Here is a 15,989-nt window from a genome sequence, read left to right on the forward strand (position 1 = left end):
TCGAGGATGTCGCACACCGTCATGTCCTGGAAGATGCGGCTGTCCTGGTTCAACGCCAGGAAGGCGGTCCATGGTTCGATGGTCAGCGCGTAGCGGGCGAAGCCGCCGTTCGCCTCGGTCATTTCCACCGCCGTGATGTGGCCGTGGAAGGGGCGCCGGACGCCGGCGGCGCTGGTGAGCAGGTCGACGCGGGCGGGCTGGCCGATCAGCGATTTCAGGGGGATGCGGGCGTCAGTGGACAGCGCCGCGATCTTGAGCGAGTAGCCCTGGCTCAGGCCTTCCTCGCCGCGCAGGCATTCGACCAGTAATTTGTCGGGGCCGAGCGGTGTCGTCAGTTGCAGTAGGCGGGTGCTTTGCGTGAAGCCGCCAAGCAAGGCTTGCAGGCTGGACGCCTGGGTCTGTGAATTGGACGACAGTGACATTTGGCAATACTCCCGTGGTGCGACGCGGCACTCTCTAATGCAAATTAATTAATATTTTGTGCAGTCGCATTACACCCCAGAAGGGAAACGGACACAAGAGTGATTCAATTGAAATGACAAGTAATTGCGTTGGAGAATTCTTTGCCGGACCATCGCGCAGATGTTCGGAGGGTCGGGGGCGGGCGGTGTCGCGCCAGCGTGGGTGCCGGGGACGATGACAGTAAACCAGAGGAAAATAGCCAGGGTCAGGCCCTTCGCGCCAAGGCGACACGGTCTGACCCCGGTACTTCGGGGAGGTGCGGTGTTGTGGAATTAACGCGGCAGGACGGACGAACCCATCAGGAATTCGTCGACCGCGCGGGCGCATTGGCGGCCTTCGCGGATGGCCCAGACGACCAGCGATTGGCCGCGGCGCATGTCGCCGGCGGCGAACACGTTCGGCGCCGAGGTTTTGTAGCAGCCTTCGCCGTCGGTCGTCGCCTTGGCGTTGCCGCGGGCGTCTTTTTCAACGCCGAAGGCGTCCAGCACTTGCTGCACCGGCGAGACGAAGCCCATCGCCAGCAAGACCAGGTCGGCCTTCATTTCGAATTCCGAGTTCGGCACTTCGACCATCTTGCCGTCTTTCCACTCGACGCGGCAGGCGACCAGCTTGTCGACCTTGCCGCCCTTGCCTTCGAAGCGCTTGGTGGCCACCGCCCAGTCGCGCTCGCAACCTTCTTCGTGCGACGACGAGGTGCGCAGCTTGGTCGGCCAGTACGGCCACACCATCGGCTTGTTTTCCTTTTCCGGCGGTTGCGGCATCAGTTCGAACTGGGCCACCGACGCGGCGCCGTGGCGGTTCGACGTGCCGACGCAGTCGGAACCGGTGTCGCCGCCGCCGATGACGACGACGTGCTTGCCGACGGCCTTGATCTGGTCCTTGACCTTGTCGCCGGCGTTGACCTTGTTCTGGTGCGGCAGGAAGTCCATCGCGAAATGGACGCCCTTCAGCTCGCGGCCCGGCACCGGCAGGTCGCGCGGCTGCTCGGCGCCGCCGGCGATGATGACGGCGTCGAAGTCTTTTTCCAGGTCTTCAGGGAAAATCGTTTCCTTGGCCCAGTTGTTGACGTTGGCCGGAAAATCCTTGCCGACCAGTACGCTGGTGCGGAAGGTGACGCCTTCGGCTTCCATCTGCTTGACGCGCAGGTCGATATGCGATTTTTCCATCTTGAAGTCGGGGATGCCGTAGCGCAGCAGGCCGCCGACGCGGTCGCTTTTCTCGAACACGGTGATGGCGTGGCCGGCGCGCGCCAGTTGCTGCGCCGCCGCCATGCCGGCCGGGCCGGAGCCGACGATGGCGATTTTCTTGCCGGTGCTAAAGCCCGCCGGCTGCGGCGTAACCCAGCCGTGTTCCCAGCCCATGTCGATGATCTTGTGCTCGATCGACTTGATGCCGACCGGGTCTTCGTTGATGCCCAGCGTGCAGGCCGACTCGCACGGCGCAGGACAGATGCGGCCGGTGAATTCGGGGAAGTTGTTGGTCGAGTGCAGCACGTCGAGCGCTTCGCGGTAGTTGCCGCGGTACACCAGGTCGTTCCAGTCCGGGATGATGTTGTTGACCGGGCAACCGGTGGTGCAGAACGGGATGCCGCAGTCCATGCAGCGCGCGCCCTGTTTGGTCGCTTGCTCGTTGGACAGGTGCAGCACGAATTCCTGGTAGTTCTTGAGGCGCGTGACAGGCGGCAGATAGCCCTCTTCCTGACGCTTGAATTCCATAAAGCCGGTGATTTTTCCCACGATAAATCCTTTAGTATTTTTTGCTGGCGGGGACGGGACTGGCCCGTCCCCCGTATCGATGTGTGCGGCGCCCCTTAGGCGGCGATCGGCTGCACTTCCATCGCTGCGTTTTCGGCCATTTCAATCAGCGCGCGCTTGTATTCGCTCGGGAAGACCTTGACGAACTTGCTGCGCGCCTGGCCCCAGTCGTCCAGCAGGAAACGGGCGCGGGTGCTGCCGGTGTGCTTGAAGTGACGCTCGATCAGGCGCTTGAGGATCACTTCGTCGGCTTCCGGCTCGCCGTCGCGGTGCTGGCTGTGCCACGAGGCGCGGTCCAGTTGCTGTTCGCCGCTGCTCAGCACCGGTTCCAGCGCCACCATCGCGGTGTTGCAGCGCTTCGAGAAGTCGCCCAGCGGGTCGTAGACGTAGGCGATGCCGCCCGACATGCCGGCCGCGAAGTTGCGTCCGGTCGCCCCCAGCACCACGACGGTGCCGCCGGTCATGTATTCGCAACCATGGTCGCCCAGGCCCTCGACCACCGTGGTGGCGCCGGAGTTGCGCACCGCGAAGCGTTCGCCGGCCACGCCGTTGAAGAAGGCTTCGCCGGCGATGGCGCCGTACAACACCGTGTTACCGATGATGATGTTGTCCACCGCCCAGCCGCGGAACTCGGTGTTCGGCCGCACGATGATGCGCCCGCCCGACAAGCCCTTGCCGACGTAGTCGTTGCCTTCGCCGACCAGGTCGAGCGTGATGCCGTGCGCCAGGAAGGCGGCGGCCGACTGGCCCGCCGTGCCTTGCAGCTGGATGTGGATGGTGTCGTCCGGCAATCCGGCGTGGCCGTAGCGTTTCGCCACTTCGCCCGACAGCATCGTGCCGACGGTGCGGTTGACGTTGCGCACCGGCGAGATGAACGAGACGCGCTCGCCTTTTTCCAGCGCCGCCCGCGCTTGCGCGATCAGCTTGTGGTCGAGCGCCTTTTCCAGCGCGTGGTCCTGGTTCTCGACGTGGCGGGTGGCTTGCTCGCCGCTCACTTCCGGCTTGTGGAAGATGGCCGAGAAGTCCAGGCCGCGCGCCTTCCAGTGCGTGATCGCCTTCGACTTGTCGAGCAGGTCGACCCGGCCGATCAGTTCGTCGTAGGTACGGATACCCAGTTGCGCCATCAGCTGGCGGGCCTCTTCGGCAACGAAGAAGAAGTAGTTGACGACGTATTCGGGCTTGCCGGAGAACTTGGCGCGCAGAACCGGGTCTTGCGTGGCGACGCCGACCGGGCAGGTGTTCAGATGGCATTTGCGCATCATGATGCAACCCTCGACCACCAGCGGCGCGGTCGCGAAACCGATCTCGTCGGCGCCCAGCAGGGCGGCGATGACGACGTCGCGGCCGGTTTTCATCTGGCCGTCGGCCTGCACGCGGATGCGGCTGCGCAAGCCGTTCAACACCAGCGTCTGTTGCGTTTCAGCCAGGCCGAGTTCCCACGGCGTGCCGGCGTGCTTGACCGACGACAGCGGCGAGGCGCCGGTGCCGCCGTCGTGGCCGGCGACGACCACGTGGTCGGCCTTGGCCTTGGTGACGCCGGCGGCGACGGTGCCGATACCCACTTCCGACACCAGCTTGACCGAGATCGAGGCGCGCGGGTTGGCGTTCTTCAAGTCATGGATCAGCTGCGCCAGATCTTCGATCGAGTAGATGTCGTGGTGCGGCGGCGGCGAAATCAGGCCGACGCCCGGCACCGAGAAGCGCAGGCTGGCGATGTATTCGGACACTTTATGGCCCGGCAACTGGCCGCCTTCGCCCGGCTTGGCGCCCTGCGCCATCTTGATCTGGATCTGGTCGGCCGAGTTCAGGTAGGCCGCGGTCACGCCGAAACGGCCGGACGCCACCTGCTTGATGCGCGAACGCAGCGAATCGCCCGCCTGCAGCGGAATGTCGACCATGATCTGCTCGTTGCCGACCACCGACGCCATGGTTTCGCCCTGCTTGATCGGGATGCCCTTCAATTCCATCACGTAACGGTTGGGATCTTCGCCGCCCTCGCCGGTGTTCGACTTGCCGCCGATGCGGTTCATCGCCACGGCCAGCGTCGCGTGCGCCTCGGTGCTGATCGAGCCGAGCGACATGGCGCCGGTGGCGAAACGCTTGACGATTTCCTTCGCCGGTTCGACTTCGTCGAGCGGGATCGCCTTCGACGGGTCGAGCTTGAACTCGAACAGGCCGCGCAGCGTCAGGTGGCGACGGCTCTGGTCGTTAATGATTTGCGCATACTCCTTATAGCTGGAGAAATTGTTGCTGCGGGTCGAATGCTGCAATTTGGCGATCGCGTCCGGGGTCCACATGTGTTCTTCGCCGCGCACGCGGAAGGCGTATTCGCCGCCGGCGTCGAGGTTGTTCACCAGCAAAGGATCGTCGCCGAAGGCCAGCGCGTGCAGGCGCAACGCCTCTTCCGCCACTTCAAACACGCCGATGCCCTCGACGTTCGAGGCGGTGCCCTTAAAATACTTGTCGATCAGCGACTTGTTCAAGCCGATCGCTTCGAAGATTTGCGCGCCGCAATACGACATATAGGTCGAGATGCCCATTTTCGACATGACCTTCATCAGGCCCTTGCCGATTGCCTTCGTGTAGTTATAGACGGCGGTTTCGCCGGACAACTCGCCCGGCAGGCCGGCGGCCATTTCCATCAGCGTTTCCATCGCCAGGTACGGATGCACGGCTTCGGCGCCGTAACCTGCCAGCAACGCGAAGTGGTGCGTTTCGCGCGCCGAACCGGTTTCCACCACCAAACCGGTGGAGGCGCGCAAGCCCTTGCTGACCAAGTGCTGATGCACCGTCGATGTCGCCAAAAGGGCGGGGATAGCGACCTTATCGGCGCAGATGCTGCGGTCCGAGACGATCAGGATGTTGTGGCCGGACTTGACGGCGTCGACCGCCTCGGCGCACAGCGAGGCCAGGCAGGCTTCGACGCCTTCCTTACCCCATGCCAGCGGATAGCAGATGTTCAGCTCATATGACTTGAACTTGCCGCCGGTATGCAGGCTGATGTTGCGCAGGCGCGCCATGTCGTCAAAACCCAGCACCGGCTGCGATACTTCCAGGCGCATCGGCGGATTGACGTTGTTGGTGTCGAGCAAGTTCGGCTTCGGACCGATGAAGGACACCAGCGACATCACCATCGCTTCGCGGATCGGGTCGATCGGCGGGTTGGTCACCTGCGCGAACAATTGCTTGAAGTAGTTGTAGAGCGGCTTGAGTTTGTTCGACATCACCGCCAGCGGCGAGTCGTTGCCCATCGAACCGGTCGCCTCTTCGCCGGCGACGGCCATGGGCGCCATCAAGAATTTCAAGTCTTCCTGGGTGTAGCCGAACGCCTGCTGGCGGTCGAGCAACGACGGCAGCGCTTTTTCGCCGGGCGCGGTGGCGTACTTGACGCGGTTGTGCGCCAGTTGGCTTTCGCTGAGCTTGATTTCGTTGAGCTTGATGCGTACCGAGTTGATCCAGGCCTTGTATGGCTTGGCGTTCGAATACATGTCCTTCAACTCTTTATCGTCAATGATGCGGCCCGCCTCCAGGTCGATCAGGAACATCTTGCCCGGTTGCAGACGCCATTTCTGGATGATCTTCGATTCCGGGATCGGCAGCACGCCCGACTCCGACGCCATCACCACCAGGTCGTCGTCGGTGACGATGTAGCGGGCGGGGCGCAGGCCGTTGCGGTCCAGCGTGCCGCCGATGTGGCGGCCGTCGGTGAAGGCCATCGCGGCCGGGCCGTCCCACGGCTCCATCATCGCCGCGTGGTATTCATAGAAGGCGCGGCGGTTGTCGTCCATCGTCGTGTGGTTTTCCCAGGCTTCCGGGATCATCATCATCATCGCCTGGGCAATCGGGTAGCCGGCCATCAACAGCAGTTCCAGCGCGTTGTCGAAGCAAGCCGTGTCGGACTGGCCCTCATAGATCAGCGGGAACAGCTTTTGCAGGTCGTCGCCCAGCACGGCCGACTTCATCACGCCTTCGCGCGCGCGCATCCAGTTGAAGTTGCCCTTGACGGTGTTGATCTCGCCGTTGTGGGCGATCAGGCGGTACGGGTGGGCCAGCGGCCATTCCGGGAAGGTGTTGGTCGAGAAACGTTGATGCACCAGCGCCAGCGCCGAGATGCATCGGGCGTCCTGCAAGTCCTTGTAATACACGCCAACCTGGTCGGCCAGCAGCAGGCCCTTGTAAACAATGGTACGCGCCGACATCGACGGCACGAAGAATTCTTTGCCATGCAGCAGTTTCAACGCCTGGATCGCGTGGCCCGACGATTTGCGGATCACATACAGTTTGCGCTCGAGCGCGTCGGTGACCATGATGTCCGGGCCGCGGCCGATGAAGATCTGGCGGATCACCGGCTCTTTGGCGCGCACGGTCGGCGACATCGGCATGTCGTAGTCGACCGGCACGTTGCGCCAGCCCAGCACGACCTGGCCTTCGATGCGCACGGCGCGCTCGATTTCCTGCTCGCAGGCGATGCGCGAAGCGTTTTCCTTCGGCAGGAACACCATGCCGACGCCATATTCACCCGGCGGCGGCAGCTCCACGCCTTGCGCGGCCATCTCGTCGCGGTAGTACTGGTCCGGAATCTGGATCAGGATGCCGGCGCCGTCGCCCATCAGCGCGTCCGCGCCGACCGCACCCCGGTGATCCAGGTTCTTCAAGATCAACAGACCCTGTTCAACGATGGAATGGGTTTTGTTGCCCTTGATATGGGCGACGAAACCGACGCCGCAGGCATCGTGTTCGTTGGAAGGATCGTATAAACCTTGAGCAATCATGAGTTTCTCCAGCACTTTTTGATATTGAAAATCTAGAGTAGTGCAATGCAGCAGAAAACTCAACTGGAACAATTAGGGTCGGAGTCGTATTAATTTTTCTGGCGTCGCTCAAAAAATTTAATGGGGACAGAGTCATTAAAATTTCAAAAAAACCGGATTGGTCGACAATCCGGGTTTCTGGCACCGCGTGGAAATCAGTCGACGCTGGATTTCTCGACGACTTTGAATGGCCGGCCGCGTTTCGCCGGCAGTACCTGGCGCTTCAATTTACGTTCCAGCGCCTTCTTAAACTGCTCCGTCCCCAGCGGCCAGCCCTTCAAAACGGCTTTTTCGACGGTTTCGACCTCGTCGGCAGCCAGCGCCTGCTCGGTCAGCGCCAGGTAGGCGGCCTCGCGGTCGAACGGCGTGTTGCCCAGCGCCCAATACAAAGGGTGGTCGGTGATGATCGGATCGGGCCGTACACCGGCGTGGTGGGCATAGCTGGACCAGGCGTAGTCGAGCGGGCGCGGCGCCAGGGCGGCGCTGACCGGGGCGAATTCCAGGTAACGGCTGCAAGTGAGGAAGAAATTTTCCGGATCGATCACCGAGGTTTTGTAGCGTCCCTGCCACAGGGCGCCGCTGCGTTCGTATTTTTGGTTGAAGTAGGGCACGTAATAGCGGCCCAGCCACTGCATCATCTGGCCGAGGCCGCCCTCGTCGCTGGGCGAGACCAGCAAATGCAGCTGGTCGGGCATCAAAACGTAGGCGTGGACCGCGACTTTGAAGGTTTTGGCGGCCGTGCGCAGCCAGCCCAGAAAGGCCAGGTGGTCGGCGCTGTCGATGAAGATGGGCTGGCCGTTGTTGCCGCGCTGGATGACGTAATGCGGCTGGGACGGCAGGATAAGGCGGGGAAGACGGGCCATGTGCGGGAAAAATGAGCGGGAGATACCGCGATTTTACGCAAGAACCGCACTCCGTCCCCCAATTTATTTGCGATTCCGGAAAAACGGCGCGACTCCGCCCCCATTTAGCCGGAAGACGCCAAACCGGGGACAGACCACGATTTCCGCGAAACGTTTCCCGGAAATCGTGGTCTGTCCCCGAAGTGGCTACGACAGGTTGAAACTGGTGGACAGGCTGTAGCCTTCGCCATAGGCGCTGCGCAGCGGCAAGTCTTGGCCGAGTCCGCTGCGCGCCTTCTTGCGCAGCCGGTACACCAGCATGTCGACGCGGCGGCCGGCGTCCGGGTCGTCGCCACCCATGCCGGCGACGATGACGTCGCGCGGCACCGGACGGGTGTTAATCGTCAGCAGGTGCAGAAAATTGAACTCTTTTTCCGTCAGCGCAATGACCGAGCCCATCAGCTCAAGCTGGCGCGCGCTCACTTTCAGCGTCCATTTGCCCGGCACCGGCAACGGGTCCTGCGGCCCGACGCGGCGGTCCAGCGCCTCGATGTGGGCGGCCAGTTCGGGGAATTTAATCGGCTTGGTCAAATAGTGGTCGGCGCCCAGGCGCAGGCCGAGGATGCGGCTGTCGAACGCCACCCTCCCGGTCAGCACCAGCACGCCGATCTGCGGATAGAGTTGGCGCATGCGCGGGATGACGTTGAAGCCGTCCTCGTCCGGCAGGCCGAGGTCGAGCACAACCACGCCAACATTTCCTTGGCTCAAAGCCGCCCACATGTCGCCAGCCGAGCTGGTGATATGTACTTCGTGTTCGAGCTCCAATAAAAACTCTGCCATGTCTTCGGCATAGTCGAGATTGTCTTCGACGATCAATATTTTCGTCATTGCTGCGCCATTCTTCGGTTAGTGAGCAAACCGCCTCAACTCTGGTGAATCCCAGCCTCGGTTTGCGTCCAGGAATTATCACTGTTGCAATCGTGAGACGCAAGGTTTTTCCCGGTATCCGCCGGGATGGGCAGCCAAATGCGGAAAGCGGCACCCCCTTCCGCGCGATTTTGCGCCGTAAGGTTGCCGCCGTGCACGTCGAGCATCGCCCGCGCCATGTACAGCCCCAAACCGGAACCCTTGTGCGCAGCGGCGTTTCTTCCGCGAAAACCCTTGTCGAACAGGCGACCCAGCTCGTCTTCCGGCACGCCGGGGCCGCGGTCGAGCACGCACAATTCGATGCCGCCCTCGGGCGCCGGCTGGCCGCTCAGTTCGATGGGGCTGCCGGCCGGCGTGTAGGCGCAGGCATTGTCGAGCAAAATTTGCAGGCACAGGCGCATGCCGTCGGGATCGCAGCGCAGATAGCCGGGCAGGCCGCTGGCGCGCAACGTCACCGGGTGCCGCAGCGAGTTGAACTGGGCGGCGGCCTCCTCCAGCAGCGCTTGCGGCGCGATGCCGTCGGCCTGGCGCTGGCGGCCGATGCTGGCCATGCGCTCCGGCGTCAGGTATTCGTCGATCAGCGCGAGCAGGCGGTCGACCGCGGTCTGGATCTTGCGGTAGCGCTTGCGGGTGGCGTCGTCGGCCGTGGCGCCCGTCGTTTCCAGGCGCTGGATGGCGCCGTCGATGGTCGCCAGCGGGGTGCGGAATTCATGCGACAGCATCGAGGCGAAACGTTTCTGCGCCTGTTCCTGGGCGCGCGCGGCGCTGACGTCGCGCAGCACGCCGACCAGGGCGACGGCGCGCCCGCGCGCGTCGGCCACCAGGGTGGAGTGCAGTTCGACGGGCACGGCGTGGCCGTCCCGGTGCGTCAGCTCGACGCTGCGCAGCGAGGGCGGGGCGGCGGCGTCGCCGGCGGCGAAGCGTTGGATGCGTTCGGGCAGGTCGAGCGCCAATTGCGCCGCCAGCGTTTCCAGCCCGGCCTGGTCGTGGCCGAGCAGGCGCTGCGCCGCCGGACTAATATAGATCAGTTTGGCGCTGGCGCAGTCGATGATCCAGCCGGCGTCGACGCTGTGCTCGGCCAACTGGCGGAAGCGGGCCTCGCCGGCGCGCGCGCGCAGCAGCGCGGCGCGCAGCTGGAACAGGCGCCAGAGCAGCAGCGCCACGGCGCCGGCCAACAGGATCAGGTAGGGCATGTTTCGCTTTCGTTGCCGTTAAGTTAGCCAGGTTTGTAGTTGGCCTAAGCGAGACGCGCTGCTCCAGGCCACCGTTGTCGGCTTACGCCCGATGGGCTAACCCGACCTACGACGCGCCGCCGGGTCCGGCACCGCTAATCGGCCAGCGGGGCGAAGATCTGCTGCAGGTCTTCTTGCGTCAGCGCCATCTTCTGCGCTTCGCCCTCGGCCAGGATCGATTGCGCGAGTTCCGATTTTTTCTGTTGCAACAGCTGGATTTTTTCTTCCAGCGTGCCCTTTGCGATCAGCTTGTAGACGAACACCGGCTTGTCCTGGCCGATGCGCCAGGCGCGGTCGGTGGCCTGGTTCTCGGCCGCCGGGTTCCACCACGGGTCGTAATGGATCACGGTGTCGGCCGCGGTCAGGTTCAGGCCGACGCCGCCGGCCTTCAGGCTGATCAGGAATATCGGCACGGCGCCCTGCTGGAACGCCGCCACCTGGGCCGAACGGTCCTTGGTGTCGCCGGTCAGCAGCGCGTACGGGATGTCGCGCGCCTCCAATTCCTCCTCGATCAAGGCGAGCATACTGGTAAATTGCGAGAACACCAGGATCTTGCGGTTTTCGTCGAGCAAATCCTCGATCATCTGCATCAGGTCGATCAGCTTGGCCGAGCCGGCCGCCTGCTTTTTCGACGGCAAGGATTTCACCAGCCGCGGGTCGCAGCACACCTGGCGCAGCTTTAGCAGCGCCTCCAAAATCACGATCTGGCTGCGCGCCACGCCTTTCTTGTCGATTTCCTCGCGCACCTTCTGGTCCATCGCCAGGCGCACCGTCTCGTACAGGTCGCGCTGCGGCCCGGTCAACTCGACCTTGCGCACCATTTCCGTTTTCGGCGGCAACTCCTTGGCGACGTTGTCCTTGGTCCGGCGCAGCAGGAAGGGCTTGATGCGGCGGTTCAGCAACTGCCGCCGCAGCGGGTCGTCCTGGCGCTCGATCGGGTGGCGGAACTGGCTGTTGAAGCTTTTCTCGTCGCCCAGCAGGCCCGGCAGCAGGAAGTGGAATTGCGACCACAGCTCGCCCAGGTGGTTTTCCAGCGGCGTGCCGGACAGGCACAGGCGGTGCCGCGCCCGCAGCAGCCCGGCGCTTTGGGCCGCCTTCGAGCGGGTGTTCTTGATGTAGTGCGATTCGTCCAGGATGACCAGGTGGAAGTCGTGCTCGCGCAGCTTTTCCTCGTCGCGCGGCAACAGCGCGTAGGTCGTCAAGACCAGGTCGCAGCCGTCGATCTGGTCGAACTGCTGCAGGCGGTCCTTGCCCTGCAACAGCAACACGCGCAGGTCGGGCGCGAAGCGGGCCGCCTCGTCCTGCCAGTTGCCCATCAGGCTGGTCGGGGCGATCACCAGCGCCGGGCTGGTCAGCCTTCCGGCCTCTTTTTCAATCAGGATGTGCGCCAGGGTTTGCACCGTCTTGCCCAGGCCCATGTCGTCGGCCAGGATGCCGGCCAGGTCGTAATTCCTCAGGAATTGCATCCAGGCCAGGCCGTCGGCCTGGTAGTCGCGCAGCGTGGCGCGCAGGCCGGCCGGCGCCGCCACTTTCTGCACCGAGCCGAACTGGCTGAGCTTGCGGCCCATCTCGCGCAGCTGCGCGCCGCCGCTCCAGCGCAGCTCCAGGCCGCGCGCCAGCTCGTCCAGGCGCGCCGCGTCCAGCGTCGACATGCGCACCGAGGTTTTGATCTTGTCGCTGAAATACAGCTCGCCCAGCGTGTTCAGGATGGGCTTGACGCGCGCCCACGGCAGCGCCACGCGGGTGCCGTCGGGCAAGGTGGCGAGCATCTGGTCGGCGTCGCCGTGCGCCTCCAGCGCCTTCGGGTTGAAATCGTTGGGCGCGCCGCGGATCAGTTGCACCAGCACCGGCAGCAGCGGCACGCGCTGGTGGTTGACGACGATGCCCAGCTCCAGCTCGAACCAGGCGTTGCCGCTGTCGGCCGGCTCGGCGATGTCGGCGTACCAGTCCTCGACGACGCTGACGTCGTAGCGGTACTTGGCGGTTTTTTCGACGATCCAGCCCTGCTGCTGCAAGGCGGCGATGCCGCCGTCGGCAAAGCGCAGCCATTCGGACTGGCCGGCCAGCAACAGCGCGCCCTTCAGCCCGCTCAGCGGCATCGCCGCCGGCCTGCCGAAGCCGCCCGCGCTCAAGGTCTCCAGCGCGGCCGCCTCCTGCGCGCTGTTGCGCTGGATGATTTCGGTGACGTTGCCGACCTGCCGCACCACGCGCTGCGACGGGTCGAACGAGACGCGCTCGCCGTCGTAGTCGTAGGACAGCACGGCGAAGTCGTGCCAGCGCGGCGCGCTGGCGTCGGCCAGTTGCGCGCTGTCGAGCACCAGCACCGGCCGCGCCGGCACGTCTTCGCGCAGGCGCTGCGGCAGCGGCTGCGGCAGCGGCATCAGGTGCTGCAAGCCGTGCGCCAGCAACAGTTGCGACACGCGCACCTTGTCGTTGCCGTTCAATAAGGGGGCCTGCGCCACCAGCGCCTGCAATTCCGGCAGCGCGATGTCGGCGCCGCCCTGGTTCAGCGCCAGCACGCCGCACGACAGGTTGTCGATGTACCACGGCGGGTCGGTCGGCAGCATGTAGTCGATCTGGTCGGCGCCGTGGTGCTTGGCGCCCTCGGCCGCCTCGACTTGCCAGCCCAGGCGCATGTGCTTGCCCTCTTCGCGCCAGACCAGCGTGGCCTGGCGCAGCAGGCCGCCCTGCAGCGGATACACCAGGCCGTTGCCGACGTCGGCCCACGAATTGGACCAAAGCAATTTACCCTGCTCGGCCAGCATCTGCAGCAGCGCCGCGCCGATCTTACCCTTCGGCTCGGTGGCGCTGCCGGTCTGCGAGGTTTGGCCGGTGCGCATGGCAACAAAGAAACGCACCAGGTCCTCGTCGGCCGGCAACAGGAAGCTCGGCGGCGCCGACAGCAGCGAAAACACTTCGCTGACCGGGGTCGCCGCGGCGACGTCGCCGTTCGGCCGCAGGCGCGCCTTGTACAGGCACAAGGCCACGTGGCGCCCGCCGCTGGTGGGCGCGAGCACGTAGATCAGGCGGTACTGGGCCAGTTTCGGGTCCGGCTCGACGGCGCTCAGGCTCGCTTTCGGGTGCGCGGCGGCGTCCACCCGCTGCAGCCAGGTGGCAACGGCATACGGCAGTTGCGGTGCCGGGGTGCCGGGCGTGGCGCGGGGTTCACTGATCTCGTCGCGGGTTAAATCCATGGTACGCATGTGTGTAAAAGTCTAAGCAGAATCGTTAACAGGCAATATTATCCGCGATACGCGCGCTCGTGGTTTATTCAATATCATCTCGCACCCCCATCTTGGCCCGGGCGGGGGCCGACGCACAGTCCATTTGCGCTGTCAAGACTGGCACAATCGCGCCGATTGCGTATCATTCAACGCTTGACCGCTTTGGAACTCGCCATGCTGCCCTCTATCGAACAACGTCTCGCCCTCGAACTCGTCGCCAAACCGGCGCAGGTCGCCGCCGCCATCGCCCTGCTCGACGAAGGCGCCACCGTGCCCTTCATCGCGCGCTACCGCAAGGAGGCCACCGGCGGCCTGGACGACATCCAGCTGCGCCTGCTCGAAGAGCGCCTGCGCTACCTGCGCGAGCTGGAGGAGCGCCGCGCCGCCATCGTCGCCTCGATCACCGAGCAAAACAAGATGACGCCGGAGTTGCTCGACGCCGTCATGCACGCCGAGGACAAGACTCGGCTGGAAGACTTGTACCTGCCGTACAAGCAAAAGCGCCGCACCAAGGCGCAGATCGCCATCGAGGCGGGCCTGGCGCCGCTGGCCGAGCTGCTGCTGGGCGACCCGCGGCACAACCCGGAACTGGAGGCGGCCAAGTACCTGCGCGAAGCGTTTACCACGGGCGACGGCAACAACGCCGGCGTCGCCGATACCAAGGCGGCGCTGGACGGCGCGCGCCAAATCCTGATGGAGCGCTTCGCCGAGGACGCCACCTTGTTGCAGGCGCTGCGCGAATACGTGCAAGAGCATGGCATAGTTGAGTCCAAAGTGGTGGAAGGCAAGCAGGACGAGGGCGAAAAATTCGCCGATTACTTCGATTATTCCGAAACCATCTCGACGGTGCCGTCGCACCGCGCGCTGGCCCTGCTGCGCGGACGGCGCGAGCAGATCCTCGACGTCACGCTGCGGCTCGACACCGAGGCCGAGAAACCCAAGTGGGACGCGCCGCACAACCCGTGCGAGGGCCGTATCGCCGCCCGCTTCGGCATCAAGAACCAGGGCCGCCCGGCCGACAAGTGGCTGGCCGACACGGCGCGCTGGACCTGGCGCGTGAAAAGCTTCATGCACCTGGAAACCGAACTGATGGGCGCGCTGCGCGAACGCGCCGAACTCGACGCCATCAACGTCTTCGCGCTGAACCTGAAGGCGCTGCTGTTGGCCGCGCCGGCCGGCCAGCGCGCCACCATGGGCCTGGACCCGGGCCTGCGCACCGGCGTCAAGGTGGCCGTGGTCGACGCCACCGGCAAGGTGATGGACACGGCGGTGATCTACCCGCACCAGCCGAAAAACGACTGGGACGGGTCGCTGCACACGCTCGGCCGCCTGGCCGCCAAGCACAACGTGTCGCTCATTTCGATCGGCAACGGCACCGCCTCGCGCGAAACCGACAAGCTGGCGCAGGACCTGATCAAGCAGTTCCCGGAACAGAAAATGACCAAGATCGTCGTCTCCGAGGCGGGCGCGTCGGTGTACTCGGCGTCCGAATTCGCCTCGCGCGAGCTGCCCGACATGGACGTGTCGCTGCGCGGCGCCGTGTCGATCGCGCGCCGGCTGCAGGACCCGCTGGCCGAGCTGGTCAAGATCGACCCGAAATCGATCGGCGTCGGCCAGTACCAGCACGACGTCGGCCAGACCCAGTTGGCGCGCTCGCTCGACGCCGTCGTCGAGGACTGCGTCAACGCGGTCGGCGTCGACGTCAACACCGCCTCGGCGCCACTGCTGGCGCGCGTCTCCGGCCTGTCCTCGAGCGTGGCGCAAAGCATCGTCAACTACCGCGACATGAAGGGCGCGTTCGCCTCGCGCGCGGCGCTCAAAGCGGTGCCGCGCCTGGGCGAGAAGACTTTCGAGCAGGCCGCCGGCTTCCTGCGCGTGATGGGCGGCGAGAACCCGCTGGACGCCTCGGCGGTCCACCCGGAATCGTATCCGCTGGTTGAAAAGATCCTGGCCGACATTAAAAAAGACATCAAGGCCGTCATCGGCGAGGCCGCGCTGCTGAAGACCCTGAACCCGGCCAAGTACGCCGACGAGAAATTCGGCGTGCCGACCATTACCGACATCCTGAAGGAACTGGAAAAGCCGGGGCGCGACCCGCGTCCCGAGTTCACCACCGCCACCTTCAAGGAAGGCGTCGAGGCAATCCGCGACCTGCGCCCGGACATGATCTTGGAAGGGGTCGTCACCAACGTCGCCGCCTTTGGCGCATTTGTCGACATCGGCGTGCATCAGGACGGATTGGTGCACATCTCGGCGCTGTCGAACACCTTCGTCAAGGACCCGCACACGGTGGTCAAAGCCGGTCAGGTGGTGCGCGTGAAGGTGCTGGAGGTGGACGAAAAGCGCAAACGCATCGCACTGACCATGCGCCTGACCGATAGCGCGCCGCAGCCCGGCGCCAAGCCGGAACAGCGCGGCGACCGCAACGACCGCAAACACCTGGCCCAGCACCAGCAGCAAAGCGCCAAGGCGCCTGCGGAAGGCGGCAGCATGGCGGCGGCGTTCGCCAAGCTGCGCGGCTAAGGCGGCCGGGTCGGTGGCGCGGCCTTCCGCCCGGGCAAAGCGCTGTAGGCGGCCCACGCTTCAACACCGGCGCCTCAAGGAAAGCCACAGACAAAGAGCCGGGGCCAGCCCCCCAGGGTCTGACCCAATCCACCCAAGTTAAGAATTTTTCTTTAAAAGTAGAGCGAAATACAATAAAAAGCTTGACATGCCAGTGAGGTAGGGCGCGGCCAGT

The 15,989-nt window shown here is 64.5% G+C and carries 8 protein-coding genes; 1 reads left to right on the plus strand and 7 read right to left on the minus strand.

Annotation, left to right across the window (positions count from 1 at the left end; all coding sequences use genetic code 11):
* From ACFDR9_RS23220 to ACFDR9_RS23250, 7 genes are all read right to left on the minus strand, one after another.
* On the minus strand, positions 1–422 hold a 422-nt coding region (locus tag ACFDR9_RS23220; RefSeq protein WP_409032502.1), incomplete at its 3' end, for a contractile injection system protein, VgrG/Pvc8 family.
* A 312-nt stretch (positions 423–734) separates the two neighbouring features.
* Complete coding sequence (locus ACFDR9_RS23225; RefSeq protein WP_409032503.1) at positions 735–2,198, minus strand: glutamate synthase subunit beta; 1,464 nt, start codon at positions 2,196–2,198, stop codon at positions 735–737.
* Between the two features lie 74 nt (positions 2,199–2,272).
* Complete coding sequence (locus tag ACFDR9_RS23230) at positions 2,273–6,988, minus strand: glutamate synthase-related protein (protein WP_409032504.1); 4,716 nt, start codon at positions 6,986–6,988, stop codon at positions 2,273–2,275.
* Positions 6,989–7,182: 194 nt separating this feature from the next.
* Entirely contained in the window at positions 7,183–7,890 is a 708-nt protein-coding gene (locus tag ACFDR9_RS23235; protein WP_409032505.1) for a transposase, read from the minus strand.
* Between the two features lie 186 nt (positions 7,891–8,076).
* Positions 8,077–8,757: a response regulator transcription factor gene (locus ACFDR9_RS23240; RefSeq protein ID WP_017878301.1), complete on the minus strand. Its 681-nt coding sequence runs from the start codon at positions 8,755–8,757 to the stop codon at positions 8,077–8,079.
* Between the two features lie 35 nt (positions 8,758–8,792).
* Positions 8,793–9,989 carry an ATP-binding protein gene (locus ACFDR9_RS23245; RefSeq protein ID WP_409032506.1) on the minus strand — a complete coding sequence of 399 codons (1,197 nt, stop codon included), beginning with the start codon at positions 9,987–9,989 and terminating at the stop codon, positions 8,793–8,795.
* Between the two features lie 134 nt (positions 9,990–10,123).
* Positions 10,124–13,222 carry a DEAD/DEAH box helicase gene (locus ACFDR9_RS23250; RefSeq protein WP_327075765.1) on the minus strand — a complete coding sequence of 1,033 codons (3,099 nt, stop codon included), beginning with the start codon at positions 13,220–13,222 and terminating at the stop codon, positions 10,124–10,126.
* 204 nt (positions 13,223–13,426) lie between these two features.
* On the opposite strand from ACFDR9_RS23250, the gene ACFDR9_RS23255 reads away from it, so the two are divergent.
* On the plus strand, positions 13,427–15,775 hold the full coding sequence (locus ACFDR9_RS23255; protein WP_327075764.1) for a Tex family protein: 2,349 nt from the start codon (positions 13,427–13,429) through the stop codon (positions 15,773–15,775).
* Positions 15,776–15,989 lie beyond the last annotated feature (214 nt).

Origin of the sequence: Janthinobacterium sp. CG_23.3 (assembly GCF_046115965.1) — a bacterium.
Taxonomy (GTDB): Bacteria; Pseudomonadota; Gammaproteobacteria; order Burkholderiales; family Burkholderiaceae_D; genus Janthinobacterium.